Consider the following 18,477-nt stretch of genomic DNA (forward strand, 5'->3'; position numbering starts at 1 on the left):
CGGCCCGGGTACCTCGGGGTGGGCCACGGACCGACGGCACCGAGCAGCAGTACCGAAAGGGATCCCTGTCATGGGTGTACGCACATGGATCGACTCCTGGCCGGTCTACCGCCAGCTCAAGGGCACCGACCCGCTGGGCCGCGGGGCGGCCGCCAAGAGCGGGCCCAGCGCACGGCTCACTCCCCGGGTCGCCTCCGCCGACCGGGTGGTGAAGTCCATCTGTCCGTACTGCGCCGTCGGCTGCGGCCAGAACGTCTACGTCGAGGACGAGCGGGTCACCCAGATCGAGGGCGACCCGGACTCCCCCATCTCCCGCGGCAGGCTGTGCCCCAAGGGCGCGGCCAGCCTTCAGCTCACCACGGGCGGTGCCCGTGAGCACTACGTCCTCCACCGGCGCCCGCACAGCACCCGGTGGGAGCGCCTCGACCTGGACACGGCGATGGACATGATCGCCGACCGGGTGATCGAGGCCCGTCGCGCCGGCTGGCAGTGGGAGGTCGACGACACCCGCACCCGGCGCACGATGGGCTTCGCCAGCCTCGGCGGGGCGACGCTGGACAACGAGGAGAACTACCTGATCAAGAAGCTCTTCACGGCGCTGGGCGCGATCCAGATCGAGAACCAGGCCCGTGTTTGACACTCCTCCACCGTTCCCAGTCTGGGAACCTCGTTCGGCCGCGGCGGCGCGACCAACTTCCAGCAGGACCTGCAGAACTCGGACTGCATCGTCATCCAGGGCTCGAACATGGCCGAGTGCCATCCGGTCGGGTTCCAGTGGGTGATGGAGGCCAAGGCCCGAGGCGCGAAGCTGGTCCACGTCGACCCGCGGTTCACACGCACCAGCGCGCTGGCCGACGTGCACGTGCCGCTGCGCGCCGGCTCGGACATCGCCTTCCTCGGCGGGATCATCAACTACGTCCTGCGCGACGACAAGTACTTCCGTGACTACGTCGTGGCCTACACCAACGGGCCCGTGCTGCTGAACGAGGACTTCCGGGACACCGAGGACCTCGACGGCGTGTTCTCCGGCTTCGACCCCGACACCGGCACGTACGACAGCGCGAGCTGGCAGTACGAGGGCATGGAGACGCAGGCGGCCTCCGGCAGGCGCGACCTGGAGTACGAGAAGCGCACCGGCCGCCGCAGCCTGGTGAGCGAGTCGGCGCGCGGCGAGGCCCATGGGGCGGGCGGGGCGGACATCGGCGAGGGCCGGCCCGAGCGCGACGAGACGATGACCCACCCGCGGTGCGTGTTCCAGGTGCTCAAACGGCACTACGCCCGCTACACCCCGGAGATGGTGGAGCAGATCTGCGGGGTGCCGCAGGACCTGTTCCGGCAGGTGTGCGAGCTGGTGACGGAGAACTCCGGCCGGGACCGGACCACGGCGTTCGCCTACGCGGTGGGCTGGACCCAGCACACCGTGGGGGTGCAGTACATCCGCGCCGCCGCCGTGCTGCAGACCCTGCTCGGCAACATCGGCCGGCCGGGCGGCGGCATCATGGCCCTGCGCGGGCACGCCTCCATCCAGGGGTCGACAGACATCCCCACCCTGTTCGACCTGCTGCCCGGCTATATCCCGATGCCGCACGCCCACCTGAACGACGACCTGGACTCCTTCGTCCAGGGCGAGGCGGCGCGCAACGGCTACTGGGGCAACATGCGTTCCTACCTGGTGAGCCTGCTCAAGGCGTACTGGGGTGAGGCGGCGACGCCCGACAACGACTTCTGCTTCGACTACCTGCCGCGGCTCACGGGCTCCCATTCCACCTACGAGACGGTGACGGCCCAGATGGAAGGCGTCTGCAAGGGCTACTTCCTGCTGGGAGAGAACCCCGCGGTGGGCTCCGCCAACGCCAAGTCGCAGCGGCTGGGCATGGCCAACCTGGACTGGCTGGTGGTACGCGACTTCTCCCTCATCGAGTCGGCCACCTGGTGGAAGGACGGCCCGGAGATCGAGACCGGCGAGATGCGCACGGAGGACATCCGCACCGAGGTGTTCTTCCTGCCGGCCGCCGCCCACACCGAGAAGGACGGCAGTTTCACCAACACGCAGCGGCTGCTGCAGTGGCACCACCAGGCCGTCGAACCGCCCGGCGAGGCACGCAGCGACCTGTGGTTCACCTTCCACCTCGGCCGGATCATCCGGCGCAAGCTCGCCGGGTCGGCCGACCCGATGGACCGGCCGGTGCTCGACCTGACGTGGGACTACCCCACGAAGGGCGAGACCGCCGAGCCCGAGGCGGAGGCGGTGCTCGCCGAGATCAACGGGTCCGACGCCGAGGGCCGCCCGCTGGCGTCCTACGAGCAGCTGAACCCGGACGGTTCCACCGCGTGCGGCTGCTGGATCTACTGCGGTGTGTACGCCGACGGCGTCAACCAGGCCGCGCGCCGCAAGCCGGGCAGGGAACAGAGCTGGGTCGCGGACCAGTGGGGCTGGGCGTGGCCCGCCAACCGCCGGATCCTGTACAACCGGGCCTCGGCCGACCCCGACGGCAAACCGTGGAGCGAGCGCAAGGCGCTGGTGTGGTGGAACGAGGAAGAGGCGCGGTGGACCGGCCACGACGTCGCCGACTTCGCCAGGGATAAGTCGCCGCACCACCGGCCGCCGCCGGACGCGACCGGCCCCCAGGCCCTGTCGGGCGTCGACCCCTTCGTGATGCAGGCCGACGGCAAGGCCTGGCTGTACGCGCCGTCCGGGCTCACGGACGGGCCGCTGCCCACGCACTACGAGCCGCAGGAGTCGCCGTTCCCGAACCTCCTCTACGGGCAGCAGCGCAATCCGGCGCGGTACGTGACGCGGTCGCGCCCGGACAACCGCTACGGGCCCAGCGCCGGCGAGCCGGGGTCGGAGGTGTTCCCGTTCGTGGCCACCACCTACCGGCTCACCGAGCACCACACGGCGGGCGGCATGTCGCGCTGGCTGCCGTATCTGGCCGAGCTGCAACCGGAGTTCTTCTGCGAGGTGTCGCCGGAGCTGGCCACCGAGCGCGGTCTTGAGCACACCGGCTGGGCGACGATCGTCAGTGCCCGCGCCGTCATCGAGGCACGGGTGCTCGTCACCGACCGGGTGCCGCCGCTGACCGTGCACGGCCGCACCCTGCACCAGGTGGGCCTGCCCTACCACTGGGGCCCGAACGGCTACAGCACCGGCGACGCCGCCAACGAACTGCTGCACCTCTCCCTCGACTCCAACGTCCACATCCAGGAGGCCAAGGCGTTCGGCGTCGACATCCGCCCGGGCCGCCGCCCGAGGGGACCGGCCGCGGTGGAACTGGTCCGCTCCTACCAGGCGCGGGCGGGCATCGACGAGCACACCGGAACCCAGCCCTGACCGGCGGCCGACGCGGGGCTCACCTGAGCACGACGGAGTGGGCTCCGCGCGGGACGAGTTCGCCGATCACCGGATGGCCGGGGATCTCCCCGGCGATCAGGAGGCCGCCGGAGGTCTGCGCGTCGGCGAGCAGGAGGCGGGTGTCGGCGTCGGTGTCGCCGAAGTCGGTGAACGGCTCCACCCAGGCCAGGTTGCGCCGGGTACCGCCGCTGACGTAGCCGTCGCGTACTGCCTCACGGGCGCCGTCCAGGTAGGGCACGGCGGCCGTGTCGACCACCGCCGTCACGCCCGAGGCGCGGGCGAGTTTGTGCAGATGGCCCAGGAGGCCGAAACCCGTCACATCGGTGGCGCAGGTGGCACCGGCGGCCAGGGCGGCGGCGCAGGCCTCCCGGTTGAGGGCCACCATGGTGGCCACGGCCTGCTCGAACCGCTCACCGGTGGCCTTGTGACGGTTGTTCAGCACTCCCAGGCCGAGCGGTTTGGTCAGGGTCAGGGGCAGCCCGGCCCGGCCGGCGTCGTTGCGCAGCAGCCGGGCGGGGTCGGCCAGTCCGGTGACGGCCATGCCGTACTTGGGTTCGGGGTCGTCGACGCTGTGCCCGCCGCCCACGTGGCAGCCGGCCTCGGCGGCGACCTCGAGACCGCCGCGCAGCACCTCGCGGGCCAGCTCGAAGGGCAGCACGTCACGCGGCCAGGCCAGCAGGTTGACCGCGAGGACGGGGCGGCCGCCCATCGCGTACACGTCCGAGAGGGCGTTGGCCGCGGCGATGCGGCCCCAGTCGTAGGGGTCGTCGACGACTGGAGTGAAGAAGTCGGCGGTGGACACCACCGCCTGCGCGGCGCCGTCCCGCGCCGGCAGCTCCACGACGGCCGCGTCGTCACCGGTGGCCAGTCCGACCAGCAGCGGGGTGTCCCCCGCGTCCGGCAGCACCGCCGGCAGCCCGCCGAGCACGTCCTCCAGCTCACCCGGCGGAATCTTGCAGGCACAGCCGCCGCCGTGGGCGAACTGGGTGAGCCGTACGGGGGTTTCATGGGTGGCGGTCACGCTGGGCTCCTGTCTCCTGTCTCGGTGATCCGGCGATCTCCCGGTCCCACTGGACCGGTCGGTGCGCCCACGCCGTCCCGGCCGCCCTTCCGGTAGCCTGGCGGCCGGTGGAGGCGTGTGGGTGCCTGGTGGCCCTCCCGGTCTTCAAAACCGAGGTGTCCGAGGATCTCGGGCAGGCGGGTTCGATTCCCGTCCGCCTCCGTTCTTCTCCGTGTCCGGCCGGCAGCGTCTGTGCTGGTCGTCCACTCGTTCCGTACCGCCGTGGGCGTCGAGGTACTCCAGGAGCGGCACGGCGACCCTGCGGGTGGTGTCGAGGGCCTTGCGGGCCTCGCTGAGGGTGAAGGGCTGGGGCAGGCGGCGGAGTGCCGCGGTGGCCTCGGCGTCCGCTCCGGGGAGCAGGACGATTCCCTCGCCGACCCGCAGCAGGGCGCCGGCGGAGACCGCCGCGGCCAGGGCCTTCCGGTCGAGGCCCAGCGCGGTGAGGCGGTCGGCCTCGGGGGCGCGGAACGGCGCCTTCTCCAGTTCGCGCCGTACCGCGTCGACGGCGGCGCGCACCGGCGGCGGCAGGGTGGGTCCGGTGCTGTCGGGCCGGTACAGGCGTCCGTCGCGGCGCAGCAGACGCGGCTCGCCCGGCGCCGCGGCGAGGGCGTCCACCAGCGCCCGGTCGGGCAGACCCAGCAGATGCCGGGCCGCCTCGGCCGGCAGCCCCGGTTCCATGGGACGCGCGCGCGCGTGCTCCTCGACCGCTTCGGCCAGACGCTCGCGCAGCCGGGCCCAGTGGGCCTCGTCGGCCAGCCAGTCCCCGGTGACCGGTTCGGCGGGCGGGGGGACGCCCATGGCCAGCAGGTGGGAGCGGCGGACGAGTCCGCGGCGCCGCAGCTCCTCCGCTCCGTCGGGGCGGCCCGTCATGGTGCCCAGTACGGCGGCCCTGGCCCGTCCGGCGCCCCGCCGCGTCAGGTCCGGCGGGCACACGTCGAGCACGGTCACCCCGCAGGGGCTGTGCCCGCCACCGGGTTCGCGCAGGACAGCCCGGTCCCCGACGCGCAGGGGCAGTGGAGGGCGCAGGGTCAGCCGGGCGGTGTCCTCGCCGAGGGGGCGGACGTTCACGGCGACGGCCGCGGTGCCGATGTGCAGGGTGACGTTCCGGGGCAGGTCGCCGACGGGCTCGCCGGTGACGCGGACGTCGATCCGGTCGGTGAACAGCCAGCGGTCCGGTGCCAACAGCACCTTTCCGCGACGCAGTTGTCCGGCGAGGGGGCCGTGCACGTTGACGGCGACCCGCGCCACCCCGCTGACGGCGCTCCGCTCCTCCTGCAGGCACTGGAGTCCGCGCACCCTCAGCGTGTGCGTGCCGGGCCCGCTCACCAGCCGGTCGCCGATGCGCAGGGTGCCCGCGCCGAGCGTGCCGGTCACGACGGTGCCGTGGCCGCGCACGGTGAAGGCGCGGTCCAGCCACAGCCGTACGTCCGCGTCGGCGGGCGGCACGGGCAGGGCGTGGGCCATTCGGGCCAGTTCGGTGCGCAGTTCGTCCAGTCCGGCGCCGGTCACCGCGCTCACCGCGACCGAGGGCACGGTCCCGAGCGAGGTCCGGGCCAGCCGCTTGACGGCCTCGGCGCGCACCGGCTCGGGGTCGGCCAGGTCGCTGCGGGTCACGGCGAGCACCGCGTGCCGTACACCGAGCGCGTCGAGGATGGCGAGGTGCTCCTCGGACTGCGGCTGCCAGCCCTGGTCGGCGGCGACCACGAACAGCACGGCGGGCACCGGTCCGACTCCGGCCAGCATGGTGGCCACGAACCGCTCGTGGCCCGGTACGTCCACGAAGGCGAGGCGTTCGCCCCCGGCGTCCGGCGGCGTCCACACGAAGCCGAGGTCGAGGGTGAGTCCCCGGCGCCGCTCCTCCTCGTAGCGGTCGGGTTCCATTCCGGTGAGGGCTCGTACCAGGGCGGACTTGCCGTGGTCGACGTGCCCGGCGGTGGCCAGCACTCGCATGGCGTGGTACCTACCTTTCCGCCGCCGACCGCACGGCCCCGGCGAGGCGTTCGTCGTCCGCGGGCGGCACCGCGCGCAGGTCCAGCAGGCACCGTCCGGCCTCCAGGCGCCCCACCACGGGCACCTCCCCGGTGCGCAGGGCGGCGGCGTACGACTCGGGCAGGGACAGCGCGGCGCTGGGCAGCGTCACGCCCGGCGCGCCGCCGCCGCCGACGGTGGCGGTCCCGGCGACGGCCCGGACGTCCTCGACCCCGGCGGCACCCAGCTCGGCGGCGAGGCGTTCGGCCCGCCGCATGAGCGCGGCGGCGTCGGCGGTCAGGAACTCCGCAGTCGGGGTCCGCGGGCCCGTCAGAGTCGCCTCCAGCGCGGCCAGGGTGAGCTTGTCCACCCGCAGGGCGCGGGCCAGGGGGTGCCGGGTGAGGACGCGCAGGAGTTCCGCGTCGCCGAGGAGCAGCCCGCACTGGGGGCCGCCGAGCAGTTTGTCGCCGCTCGCCGTCACCAGGGCCGCGCCGGACCTCAACTGGCCCTCGGCGTCGGGCTCGTCGGGGAGCAGCGGATGCGGGGCGAGCAGTCCTGAGCCGATGTCGGCCACCACCGGCACGCCCAGCGCCGACAGATCACGTACCTCGGCGGTCCGGGTGAAGCCCGTGATGCGGAAGTTGGAGGGGTGGATCTTCAGGACGAACGCGGTGTCGGGGCCGATCGCGTCGGCGTAGTCCCGGACGGTCGTACGGTTCGTGGTGCCGACCTCGCGGAGCCGGGCCCCGGTGGAGACCAGCAGGTCCGGCAGCCGGAAGCCGTCCCCGATCTCCACCATCTCGCCGCGGCTGATGACGATCTCGCGGCCCGCGGCGAGCGCGGTGGCGGCGAGGACGAGCGCGGCGGCGCCGTTGTTGACGACGTGGGCCGCGGCGGCGGACGGCACCCGGCCGCGCAGCGCGTCCAGGGCGGTACGGCCCCGACGGGCCCGGACGCCGGTGCGAAGGTCGAGTTCGACGTCCGTGGGTCCCGCGGCGTCCTGGACGGCCTGCCGGGCCGCCGCGGACAGCGACGCACGGCCGAGGTTGGTGTGCAGCAGCACCCCGGTCGCGTTGATCACCGGACGGAGCCCGCCGGCCGACCGCGGCAGCAGCGCCACGGCGGTGTCCGCCACCTGTTCGGGGTCGACGGCGCCCTGACGCGCCTGCTCCTGTGCCTGCCGGACGGCGGCCTTCACCGGGCCCGGTCCGAGCCGCGCCGCCGCGTCCGCCAGGCGCGCGTCCCGCAGGACGGCGTCCGTACGGGGGATCCGCCGCCGGGCATCGCCCACGGCCCGGTCGTGACCGGTCGGGTCGCGACCGGTCGCGACCCGACCGGTCGCCTCGGCGCCGGGGGCGTCCGTACCGGTCTCCTGGCCCGCTCGCCGCCCCGTGACCTGCTGCTCCACCTGGCCTCTCCGTCCGCAGACCGACCTCGCGGGTGTCAACGCCCGCCCATGGTCCCCCAGTGCCCGCGGCCGTCCGCTCGACACGCCGTACGGCAGGTCGGGCTTCCGCGCATCCGCCGCCCGGCCGCGCCCTTCGGGCGGCCGTTCGGGTACCCGGCCGCGACCGGGCGACGCGTCCGCCTCGCCCCCGTCCGCCGCGCAAGCTGATTCGGCCCGGTGACGGCACGGTGTGCGGTCCCGTCATGGGATCGCACACCGCGGCGTGTTGAGGGTTGGTCCGGAGCGTGGCGGTCAGCCGCCCGTGCGGTCGGTGCGCAGCCGTACCTGCTCCTCCAGGCGGCGCAGGCTGCTGTCGAGGGCGTCGCGGGCGGCGCGCTCGCCCGGATCGTGGCGGTCGTCGAAGAACGACAGGTGGACGGTCACCTCACTGGCCCCGCTGCCGAGGCCCGCGACCTGGAGCCAGCCCGCGTAGCCGCCCTGCTCGCGGGTGCCCCACTCGATGCGCATCTGGTCGCGTTCGGCACGCAGCTGGGCGGCGGTGTCCCGGTCCGTCTGGTCCTCGTGCACCGTGACGGCAGGGGGCTGCTCCACGTGCACGTGCAGTTCGCCGGGCAGCCAGGCGTCGAACCGGCCGACGTCGGCGGCCTGCTCGAAGACCTGCTCGGGCAGAGCGGGCATCGTGCGTGAACGTTCGTACTCGGCCATGACGGCACCGTTCCTCCGCTCGGGGGTCGTACCACGGACGCGTGCCCCTCCTGCCAGGGCCGAAAAGCCCCCGTGGCGGAAACGGGGGCGGGACGTCAGGGCGGGGCGGGCCACAGTGCGCGCAGCACCGCCCAGGTGACGGAGACGAACGGTACGGCCACCACGGCGCCGACCACGCCCGCGACGATGCCGCCCGCGATGACGGAGACGCCGACGACGAGCGGGTGCAGGCGCACCGCCCAGCTCATGACCACAGGGTGCAGGACGTGTCCTTCGAGCTGGCCGATGACGACGATGAGGGCGAGCACGGCCAGCGCGGTGAGCGGGCCACGCGCCGCGAGGGCGACCACCGTGGCCACGGCCAGCGCGACCGGTGAGCCCACGAGCGGCACGAACGTCGCGAAGAACACCAGCAGCGTCAGCGGCAGCGCGAGCGGTACGCGCAGCACCGACAGGACGATTCCGACGAGGGCGGCGTTGGTGGCCGCCACGATGATGATGCCGCGCGTGTATCCGGCGAACGTCCGCCAGGCGGCGTACCCGGCCCGGTCCCACACCGGCCGGGCCCGGCCGGGCAGGAGCTGGTCGCGCGCCCACCGCCAGAGCTTCTCGCCGGAGTGGATGAAGAAGACGGAGGAGAAGACCGCGAGGGCACCGCCGGTGACCAGTTCGACGAGCCTGCCGAAGCCGCTGAGCGCGCTGCTGAGGAGCCCGGCGCGGTGGGCGGACAGGTAGGCCAGGATCTGCTTCTGCAGGTCGGCCAGTTTGCCCCGGCTGAGCCGGAACGGCGGGCGCTGGAGCCACTCCTCGATCCTGTGGATGCCGCCGCCGAACTCGCCCGCGAGCTTCGCCGACTCCCCCGCCACCGTGTTGCCGACGAAAGCCAGCAGGGCGGACAGGAACAGGATGCTGCCCACCAGGGCGACGGCGACGCACAGCGCCCTGGGCAGGAAGCGGTTCAGCAGGTCGGTGAGGGGCCGCAGGATCGTGGTGATGACCAGGCCGAGGAACAGGGCCACGGCGATGAGCTGGAAGCGGCCGAGGACGGTGAAGACGCCGTAGACGACGATGCCGACGAGGATGAGGCGCCAGGCGTAGGCGGCGGCGACCCGCAGCCAGGGGACGGTGCTCTCGGCCCTCTGGGCCACCGGAACGGTCCGGGCGTGCGGCGGGAGGCGTACGGAGCCCGCCGGGCGGCTGCCGGACACGCGGCGGACCGGCCGGGGCCCGCGGCCCGGCCCGCCCGCCGGAGCACCCGCAGCAGCCACCGCGTCTCCCCTTCGTCCTGGGCTCCTCTCGAACCTCCTGAGCCCTCTTGAGCACCGTAAGGTCAGGGCGGGCGGGGGCCGGGGTGCAGTTCGGCCGGGTGGGCGGTCATCGGGGGCATCGGGGGGAACGGGTGCCCGTACGGCGCGCGGTGCCGCGCGGGTGGACCGGGGTGGTCCGGCCCGTCACGGCGTCGTCTCCTCCAGCAGTTCGGGGCCGTTGTTGCGCACGTTGTTGACGGCCGGGGAGACGGGCCGGGCGCCGAGCCTGCCGCCCGCCGGGGGACTCAGCAGCGCCCGCAGTTCGCCGGGGTCCTGATGGCGGGGGTCGAGCCAGGCGTCGTAGTGGTCCGGGGTGAGGGCCAGCGGCATCCGGGGGTGGACGCGGCCGGCCTCGTCGGTGGCCTCGGTGGTGATGACGGTGCACGTGGTCAGCCAGGCGGCGGGGTCGTCGTCCCGTGCCACGTGCGGGTCGCGCCAGTACGCGTACAGGCCGGCGAGCGCCATCAGCTCACCGTTCTCGGGGCTGATGTAGTAGGGCTGCTTGCGGGTCCTGCCGGTGTCGGGGGACTTGATCTGCTGCCATTCGTAGAAGCCGTCGGCGGGCAGCAGGCAGCGGTGCCTGACGAAGGCGCGGCGGAAGGCCGGCTTCTCGTGCACGGTCTCCACTCGGGCGTTGATCATCCGGGCGCCCGCCTTCACGTCCTTCGCCCAGGACGGGACCAGCCCCCACCGCAGCGGCCGCAGCTCCCTGCGGACGGCGGCCGGGGTGCGGTCCTCGCGCGGGGCCCGTTCGAGGACGGCCCACACCTCGTCGGTCGGGGCGACGTTCCAGTTCGGCGCGAGCGCCTCCTCGGGGCGCCACTCGGTGACCCGGAAGTGCCGGACCAGGTCCTGCGGACCTCGGGTGGAGACGTAGCGACCGCACATGGGGCCAGGGTGCCACGGTGGCACGGCGGGGAGCGGGAGCGCCTCACGCCCGCCGGTGGGGTCAGCGCTCGGGGGCCGGCAGGGTCATCTCGAAGCGGCAGCCGCCCGGGATGTTGCGTACGGCGGCCCGGCCCTGGTGCGCCTCGACGATGCCGCGGACGATGGCCAGGCCCAGGCCGGCTCCCGCGGGCGGTGTGCGGGAGTGGGTGCCGCGCCAGCCGGTGTCGAAGACGCGCGCGAGGTCCGCCTCGGGGATGCCGCCGCAGCCGTCCGTGACGGACAGGACGACACCGCCGGGGGCGCGTGCGGCGGCGACCGCGACCGTGCCGTCGGCGGGGGTGCGGCGGATCGCGTTGACCAGCAGGTTGCCCAGTACGCGGTTCATCTCCTCGGCGTCCACCTCGACCGGCACCGGCTCGACGTGGCCGGCCACGAGACGGACGCCGAGTTCCTTCGCCAGCGGATCCGCCCCGGCGAGCGCGTCGCCGACCAGGTCGTACACGGAGATCCGGGAGCGGGTGAGGGCGAGGGAGCCGGCGTGGATGCGGGACAGCTCGAACAGGTCGCCCACCATGGCGTCGAGGTGCTCCACCTCGGTGCGGATCTGCCGCAGGTAGCGGTCCGGGTCGGCGGCCACCCCGTCCTCCAGCGCCTCGGACATGGCCCGCAGTCCGGCGAGCGGGGTGCGCAGGTCGTGGGAGATCCAGGCGACGAGTTCCCGGCGGGAGGACTCCAGGGCGCGCTCCCGCTCCCTGGACTCGGCGAGCCGGGCGCTGGTGGCCGCCAACTCGCGGCTCAGATACTCCAATTCGGCGGTCGCCGGGCCGTGGGGCGCGGCGAAGTCGCCGCCGTCGCCGAGCGCGCGGGCCGCGCGGGCGAGCTCGCGGCTGCGGGCCACGACCCAGCGGCCCAGGAGCAGCGCGGTGGCCAGGGACACCACCGCCGCCATCGCCACCACGGTGGTGACGACGGACAGGTCGTGCGGGGACAGGAACATCGCCTGGGCCACGGCCAGGGTGCCGGCCAGCATCGCGCCCACCGCCACGGCGGCGACCACGGCGAGCGAGGCCGTCAGCGAGCGCCGCCGGATCAGCCGCAGCGCGCCCGCCCCGGCCAGTCCGGCCACGGCGGCGCCGAGGAAGGCGTACAGGGCGATGAACAGGGGCTCGCGCACCGTCAACTCCCCTCGTGTCCGGTGGGGTCGAAGCGGTAGCCGACACCCCACACGGTCTGGATGAGGCGGGGCCGGGCCGGGTCGTCCTCGACCTTGCCGCGCAGCCGCCGGACGTGGACGGTGACCGTGGACAGGTCGCCGAAGTCCCAGCCCCACACCTCCCGCATCAGGTCCTCGCGGCCGAACACCCTGCCGGGGTGGCGCAGGAAGAAGGCAAGCAGGTCGAACTCGCGGAGGGTGAGCGCGAGTTCGGTACCGTTCCTGGTGGCGCGGCGGCCTGCCGGGTCCAGGGCGAGTCCGGCGGCTGCGAGCGGTGGCGGCGCGGTCGCGGGGCGGGTGCGCCGCAGCACCGACTCCACCCGCAGGACGAGTTCGCGGGAGCTGAACGGCTTGGTGACGTAGTCGTCGGCGCCGACCTCCAGACCCAGGATGCGGTCCTCCTCGTCGCCGCGGGCCGTGAGCATGATGACCGGCACCGGGCCCCGCCCGCGTATCCGGCGGCACACCTCCAGGCCGTCCATGCCGGGCAGCATCAGGTCGAGCACGACCAGGTCCGGCCAGTGGGCGGCGGCCCGGGCGAGCGCGGCCGGACCGTCCGCGGCGCGGTCGACGACGTGGCCCGCGCGGTCCAGGTAGCCGGAGACGATCTCGGCGACCGTGGTGTCGTCCTCGACGACCAGCACCCGCGCCGCCTCCGGCCGCCGCCCGCCGGACCCGGCGTCCCTGGATTCGTACGACTCCTGCATGCCTCCAGCCTGACACCGCGCCTGCGTGCGCGCCGCCCTCCAGGGGGCACTCCCCGGCCTTCGGCGTCCGGACGTGAGGCAGCTCACGGGAAGGTCACGAATACGTATCGGACATTCCGCACTTCAATCTTCACACCGGGTACACATGTTCGCTAAGTTGACGATCAGGCCGCACGATTGCCTCCGGCGAGTCGCGTCGGATCGTGCGACCTCCGCCGAGTCCGGTACGCACCCGCAGCGGCCGGAGCCGGGGAACCGACCAACCTCGGGGTGAAGCGGCCCAACTGTCCCTCGGGACAAGGGCCGCGGGGCACGCCTTCCACAGAACGTCCGCCCGATGCCGAGAGCTGAACCGGTAGGCGGCCCATGGGAGGGGTGCGTCCTTCTTGACGCCGGAACGACCGAGCGAGGACAGGCCGAGCCGCGCCGAGGTCCAGCAGCGGATCAGCAGCCTCTACGACCGGGCGGAGAACGCCACGGGGAACTTCAACGCCACGCGGGCGATGAACAACATCGCTCGTACGCGACGGGGTTCGGCCGACTGGGGCCGTTCCGGGGGCTCCGATCCGGCGGTGGACCGGGTGACCCGGAAGTGGTTCGACGCGGGGCGCGCCCAGTTGGGGCCGATCGCACCGGCGGTTCTGCCGCCGGACCGTATGCCGAAACCGGCCGACTCCCCCGCCGCGGCGCGGGGCGGGCGTCCGGCGGATGCCCGCGAGGGGCTCGCCCTCGAAGCGGGCCGGGCACCTCGGCCGGAGCTGCCCGCCGGCCCGGCGGCCCCGGCCCCCGAACTGCCGGCCGCGGCCCGGACCACCCCGGAGCTGCCCGCCGCCGCCTCACCCGTACCGGAACTGACCGCCCGCCCCATGCAACCACCCACCGGCACCATGGGCGCGGCCGTACAGCCGGCCACCGGCACCATGGGGGCACTCTCCAACCGCTCCATGCAGCCGCCCCCCACAGGCACCATGAACGCGCTCCCGAACACAACCACCGGCACCATGGAGGCCCCGACCACCGGCACCGTGGGAGTGCTCCCCCACCGCACCATGCAGCCGCCGTCGACCGGCAGCCTGGGCACGCTCCCGAACGCAACCGGCGGCGCGCCCGCCACCGGCACCATGGGGGTGCTGCCCAATGCCCTCATGCAGCCGCCCACCGGCGCCATGGGCGCGCTTCCCGACGGCGTCATGCAGCCGGCGACCGGCACCATGGGGGTGCTCCCCAACCCCACCATGCAGGCACCCCCCACCGGCAGCCTGAGCGCGCTCCCGAACATGACCACCGGCGCGCCCGCCACCGGCGTCGTGGAAGCCGCGACGACCGGCGCCATGGCCGTACTCCCCCACCGCACCATGCAGCCACCGCCCACCGGGACCATGGGGGTGCTTCAGGACGGAACCACGGGGGTGCTCCCGCCAACAGCCATGGAAGCGCCGTCGACCGGCACCATGGGGGTGCTGCCGAACCGCTCCATGCAGGCACCGCCCACCGGCGGCGCGCCCGCCACCGGCACCATGGGGGTGCTCCCCAACCCCACCATGCAGCCGCCCCCCACCGGGGGCCTGGGCGCGCCCCCCACAGGGGCCATGGAAGCCCCGACCACCGGTGCCATGACCGTGCTCCCCGACCGCGCCATGCAGCCGCCACCGGGCGGAGCCATGCAGGCCCCTCTCGCCGGCGCCCTGCAGGCGGCGCCCTCCGTCGGCAGCCTGGGCGCGTTCTCCGGTGGGGCCGTGGAGGCTGGGAGCCAGGATGTGGGGGCGCCGCCCGCCGGGCCCGTCGCGCCGTTCGCGAACGAGGGCGGGGCAGGGCGGCGTCGGCAGGCCGTCGGGGTGCGGCGGGCCCCCAAGGAGCGGATGCGGAACAAGCTCGCCCAGGCCGGCGAGATGCTGGCCCGGCACGCCGCGCGGCAGAGCACGCCGCCGCCCGCCGCGCCCGCGCCTCAGCCGGAGGCGGCGCAGTGGCAGCAGCACGCCACCGGACTCTTCGACACGACCCCGCCGCTGGACGGCAACTCGCTCTTCGACGCCAGCCAGGCGGGGGTCCCTGGCTCCGCGGGCGTTCCTGGAGCGGCGGGCGGGGCGGGAGCCGCCCCCGGCCCCGCCGTAGCCGAGAGCCCGGCCTCCGCCTATGAGCGGAAGGCCGCCAAGGCACTGGCCTTCGCCCGCGCGCAGATCGGCAAGCCCTGCGTGTGGGGAGCCACCGGTCCGGGCTCCTACGACTGCTCGAGCCTGACCCAGGCCGCCTGGCGGGCCTCGGACGTGGCCCTGCCCCGTACCACCCATGAACAGGCCGGCTCCGGCGCGGCGATCGAGCTCGCCGCACTGCAGCCGGGGGATCTGATCTTCTTCTACGGCGAGGTCAGCCACGTGGGCCTGTACACGGGCAACGGCACCATGATCCACGCCCCGAGTCCGGGTGCATCGATACAGGAGGAGTCGATCTTCTTCGCGGGCCCGCAGGCCATCCACAGCGCGATACGGCCGGCCTGAGCCGTCACGGGCGGGGAGGTCCGGGTGACCGCCACGGCCTCACCCGGACCTCCCCGCCCGGCGTTCACACGTCCTTGCGGCCCACCCCGGCGTACACCCAGAACTGGGACGGGTCCTCCGGGACCTCCTCCTCCCGGTCCGGGCGCCACAGCGGGACGTAGACCAGCCCCGGCTGCGCCAGGTCGAAGCCGTGGAAGAGGGACTCGATCTCGTCGTGGGAGCGTGCCGTGACCGGCGAGGTCGCCCGGTCCCGGTACAGCTGCCCGACCGCCGCCGCCGTGTCCGGGCGGTCCTCGTCCGTGGCGTGGGTCAGGGCCAGCCAGCTGCCCGCGGGCAGCGCGTCCCGGAAGGCGGCCACGATCCCGCCGGGGTCCTCCTGCGGGGTGACGAAGTGCAGGATCGTGATCATCAGGACGGCGACGGGCTCGTCGAAGTCGATGAGCTTGCGCACCTGCGGCGCGGAGAGTATCCCCGCGGGATCACGGATGTCGGCGGCCACGATCGCCGCATCCGGGTTGTCGGCGAGCAGGGCCTCGCTGTGCGCGACCGCGACCGGGTCGTTGTCGACGTACACCACCTTGGCGCCGGGACTGGCGGCCTGGGCGACCTCGTGCACATTGCCCTGGGTGGGGATCCCGGAGCCGAGGTCGATGAACTGGCGCACCCCGGCGTCCACCAGGAACCGCACGGCACGGCCGAGGAAGGCACGGTTGGCGCGGGCCAGGGTGCGCACCTGGGGATCGATCGCCGTGAAGGCGGCCACCGCCTCCCGGTCTATGGCGAAGTTGTGCTCGCCGCCCAGCATGGCGTCGTACATCCGGGCCACGCTGGCCTTGCCCGGATCGACGCCCCGGGGCAGCCCGTCTCCGTCCCGCATTCGCCAACTCCCCTACTCTTAAATGACCTTGACTGTGCATCATATAGTTGCCAGCGGCATACCACGCCGTACCGCCCGACCGGTCCGACCGGCCCGTCCGTCCCCGCCCCCACCGGACCTCCGGCCCACCGGCCCCACCCGGAAGGCACACGATCCTGCGGAACACAGAACGCGGCCACCCCGATGACCCACCCCCCACAGCGCCGCTCCGCCGCCGTTCGCACTTCTCCCCCGCGGCCGACGCCATCGGCTCGGAGCTGGACCTGCACCTGACCGGCCGTCATGTCGTGCACGGGCTCGCGCCGAGTTTCTGCGACGCGGCCTCGGTGTACCTGCTCCAGCGCTGGCTGCTGGAGGAGAACTCGCGCACGGCGGCCGACCCGCCACAGATCGAGGCGCGCCGGCTCGCCCTGCGCATAGGGTCGGACAGCTCGGAGGACTGGGAGCATCTGCTGCCGGTCGGGGAGGTGCTGGTCTTCCCCCGCCACACGCCGTACGCGCGTGCCGTGGCGACCGGGCAGACCCAGTTGCTCGACGGCGTCGACCGGCACACCTTCGAGCGGCTGCGCGGCACCGACCCGGACGACGCGGGCGTGGACGCCCTGCTGCACAGCGCAGGGTTCCTCATCGTCCCGCTGCGGCTGCGCGGCGCCGCGGTCGGTTTCATCGCCTGCACGCGCGGTCCTGGCAAGGAGCCGTTCACGCGCGGCGAGGCGGTGGCGGTGGAGTCGCTCGGCGCCCGGGCCTGTGTCGCCCTCGACAACGCGCGCCGCTACGAACGCGAGCGCCGCACGGCGCTGGCCATCCGCCACAGTCTGCTCCCGGAGACCGGACAGGCCTTCGAGAGCTGCCGGGTCGCGCACGGCTACCGGCCGGCCGGGCAGGACAACGTCATCGGCGGCGACTGGTACGACGTGCTGCCCCGAGGGGACGGGCGGCTGGCCATGATCGTGGGCGACGCCATGGGGCACGGACCGGAGTCCGCCGTGGCCATGATCCAGCTGCGGACCGCCGTCCGCGCCCTCGCGGCGCTCGACATCCCGCCGGCCGAGCTGATGGACCGGCTGGACGCCGTCGCCGGCACCACGCCCGGCGCCTCCTTCGCCACCTGCATCTACGCGGAGTGGGACGCGGAACTGCACACCTGCACGTTCGTCGGCGCCGGCCATCCGCCGCCCCTGATCCGCGGTCCCGGCCGCCCGGCGGCGCCGGTGACCCTCGCCTCCGCCGGACTCCCCCTGGGACTGGCCACGGGCCCCTACGAGCCGACCGTGCTGCACCTGTCCGAACCGACCCTGCTGCTGCTCTACAGCGACGGTCTGGTGGAGTCCCGTACCCATGACATCGACCAGGGCATCGCCCGCCTCGCCCGCGCCCTGGACGCCGGGGCCGACGACATACCGGACGCCGGCCACCCGGACGCGCTGCCGTCGCTGTGCCGGCGGCTGCTGGCCGGCTCCGGTCACGACGGCGCCGACGACGTGACGGACGACCGGACGCTGCTGCTCGCCGAGCTGACCCCCGGGAAGAACTGACGGGGGCCGGAGGGTGCACTGGGCTGCTTGTCGCATGAGCGGAGGCGGCCGTTCGAGCGATGTCCTCACCTGATGTGGTGAGGGAGTGCGGCATGAGGCGTACGCGGGCCGTGTGAGCGCCGTTTGCTCCGGCATGGAGAGCACTTCTGGGGCCGTGCCGCGCTCGCTCGGCCACCTCACCGCGGAACGGCCCTACGCGGAACTGACCAGCGGACTTTCGGATCCGTCACCGGTCCACTCACCGCCCCGCGCCTCGGACCCGGCGCCACCGCGCGTCGGCGAGCTGCGCGCGCCCGAACCGCCGCCGGTCCAGTGGGCGTCCTTCGCGGACGCCGGCCCGCCGGCCCCGGCCGTGGCGTCCGCCGGGCGGGAAACCGGTACGCCGTTGCTCCGGCCCTGGGGCGTCGGCTCCGGGGAGAGGCCGCCGGAAGCGGCGGCGCGAGTGGTTCCCGCGGTTCCGGCGGTGCCCGTGCCACGTGGGCTGCCGGGTCTGTGAGTCCGGGCGGAGAGGGGGCCGGGCCGTTCCCCGGGGCCCGGCCCGGACCGCGGGGGGCACCGCTTGCTCACGGCTCGGTGACGGCGGGATCACGATGGTGGGCGTGGGCGTTGCCCGGCCCCGGGGGTGTCGTTGAGCGCGGCATGGAAGCGTGGGAGGACGCCGAATGCCCCTGGTGCCGCTCGCTGCTCGGCTCCGGCCGGGCCCTGACCGTTCCGGACGCGGGGCTCCGCGTCGGCCGCCTCTGGCACTGGACCGACGACTGGCCCGCCTGGTGGGAACGGGCACGCCCGATCATGCTGCCGCTGGCGGCCCTCACCGTGGCTGCCGCCCTCATGATGGCCCTGACCTGACCCCCGCCCGTGGAGCCGGGCGGGGTGCTGGTTGACCGGCCCGGCTCAGGTCTTGCTCAGAAAAGACGCGGAAGGCTGGTGGATCACCTCGACGCGCTGACATGATCTCGACA

At 74.1% G+C, this 18,477-nt stretch carries 12 protein-coding genes, 1 tRNA gene, 1 pseudogene and 1 riboswitch; of the genes and pseudogenes, 5 read left to right on the forward strand and 9 right to left on the reverse strand.

Annotation, left to right across the window (positions count from 1 at the left end; genetic code table 11):
* Nucleotides 1-70 precede the first annotated feature (70 nt).
* Nucleotides 71-3,331 carry a formate dehydrogenase gene (gene fdh, locus ACIP4X_RS19340; protein ID WP_391455375.1) on the forward strand — a complete coding sequence of 1,087 codons (3,261 nt, stop codon included), beginning with the start codon at nucleotides 71-73 and terminating at the stop codon, nucleotides 3,329-3,331.
* A 19-nt stretch (nucleotides 3,332-3,350) separates the two neighbouring features.
* Here fdh and selD read toward each other — a convergent pair whose 3' ends face one another.
* Nucleotides 3,351-4,373 (reverse strand): selenide, water dikinase SelD, encoded by a 1,023-nt coding sequence (gene selD / locus ACIP4X_RS19345; protein WP_401349576.1) that lies wholly within the window; start codon nucleotides 4,371-4,373, stop codon nucleotides 3,351-3,353.
* A gap of 109 nt (nucleotides 4,374-4,482) precedes the next feature.
* Here selD and ACIP4X_RS19350 point away from each other — a divergent pair.
* A tRNA-Sec gene (locus ACIP4X_RS19350) sits at nucleotides 4,483-4,575 on the forward strand.
* A gap of 38 nt (nucleotides 4,576-4,613) precedes the next feature.
* Here ACIP4X_RS19350 and ACIP4X_RS19355 read toward each other — a convergent pair.
* From ACIP4X_RS19355 to ACIP4X_RS19385, 7 genes and pseudogenes are all read right to left on the reverse strand, one after another.
* A pseudogene (locus tag ACIP4X_RS19355) lies at nucleotides 4,614-6,362 on the reverse strand (SelB C-terminal domain-containing protein); the annotation flags it as partial.
* Between the two features lie 10 nt (nucleotides 6,363-6,372).
* Nucleotides 6,373-7,788, reverse strand: coding sequence for an L-seryl-tRNA(Sec) selenium transferase (gene selA, locus ACIP4X_RS19360; protein ID WP_401349579.1), 1,416 nt, complete (start codon nucleotides 7,786-7,788; stop codon nucleotides 6,373-6,375).
* A 291-nt stretch (nucleotides 7,789-8,079) separates the two neighbouring features.
* Nucleotides 8,080-8,493 (reverse strand): SRPBCC family protein, encoded by a 414-nt coding sequence (locus ACIP4X_RS19365; protein ID WP_401349582.1) that lies wholly within the window; start codon nucleotides 8,491-8,493, stop codon nucleotides 8,080-8,082.
* Between the two features lie 95 nt (nucleotides 8,494-8,588).
* Nucleotides 8,589-9,701, reverse strand: coding sequence for an AI-2E family transporter (locus ACIP4X_RS19370; protein ID WP_401349585.1), 1,113 nt, complete (start codon nucleotides 9,699-9,701; stop codon nucleotides 8,589-8,591).
* 243 nt (nucleotides 9,702-9,944) lie between these two features.
* Nucleotides 9,945-10,688 (reverse strand): SOS response-associated peptidase, encoded by a 744-nt coding sequence (locus ACIP4X_RS19375; RefSeq protein WP_401349588.1) that lies wholly within the window; start codon nucleotides 10,686-10,688, stop codon nucleotides 9,945-9,947.
* Between the two features lie 61 nt (nucleotides 10,689-10,749).
* On the reverse strand, nucleotides 10,750-11,862 hold the full coding sequence (locus ACIP4X_RS19380; RefSeq protein WP_401349591.1) for a sensor histidine kinase: 1,113 nt from the start codon (nucleotides 11,860-11,862) through the stop codon (nucleotides 10,750-10,752).
* Between the two features lie 2 nt (nucleotides 11,863-11,864).
* Entirely contained in the window at nucleotides 11,865-12,608 is a 744-nt protein-coding gene (locus tag ACIP4X_RS19385) for a response regulator transcription factor (RefSeq protein WP_358732409.1), read from the reverse strand.
* A gap of 203 nt (nucleotides 12,609-12,811) precedes the next feature.
* Nucleotides 12,812-12,986, forward strand: a riboswitch (cyclic di-AMP (ydaO/yuaA leader).
* An 8-nt stretch (nucleotides 12,987-12,994) separates the two neighbouring features.
* On the opposite strand from ACIP4X_RS19385, the gene ACIP4X_RS19390 reads away from it, so the two are divergent.
* Nucleotides 12,995-15,103 carry an NlpC/P60 family protein gene (locus ACIP4X_RS19390; protein WP_401349593.1) on the forward strand — a complete coding sequence of 703 codons (2,109 nt, stop codon included), beginning with the start codon at nucleotides 12,995-12,997 and terminating at the stop codon, nucleotides 15,101-15,103.
* Nucleotides 15,104-15,167: 64 nt separating this feature from the next.
* On the opposite strand, the gene ACIP4X_RS19395 is transcribed toward ACIP4X_RS19390, so the two are convergent.
* On the reverse strand, nucleotides 15,168-15,980 hold the full coding sequence (locus tag ACIP4X_RS19395; RefSeq protein WP_358732412.1) for an SAM-dependent methyltransferase: 813 nt from the start codon (nucleotides 15,978-15,980) through the stop codon (nucleotides 15,168-15,170).
* Between the two features lie 287 nt (nucleotides 15,981-16,267).
* Here ACIP4X_RS19395 and ACIP4X_RS19400 point away from each other — a divergent pair, with 287 nt between their 5' ends.
* Both ACIP4X_RS19400 and ACIP4X_RS19405 read left to right on the forward strand, forming a co-directional pair.
* Nucleotides 16,268-17,515, forward strand: a complete 1,248-nt coding sequence (locus ACIP4X_RS19400) for a PP2C family protein-serine/threonine phosphatase (protein ID WP_358732414.1) — start codon at nucleotides 16,268-16,270, stop codon at nucleotides 17,513-17,515.
* A gap of 639 nt (nucleotides 17,516-18,154) precedes the next feature.
* Complete coding sequence (locus ACIP4X_RS19405; protein WP_358732416.1) at nucleotides 18,155-18,364, forward strand: hypothetical protein; 210 nt, start codon at nucleotides 18,155-18,157, stop codon at nucleotides 18,362-18,364.
* Nucleotides 18,365-18,477 lie beyond the last annotated feature (113 nt).

Source organism: Streptomyces sp. NPDC088817, from assembly GCF_044750345.1.
GTDB lineage: Bacteria > Actinomycetota > Actinomycetes > Streptomycetales > Streptomycetaceae > Streptomyces.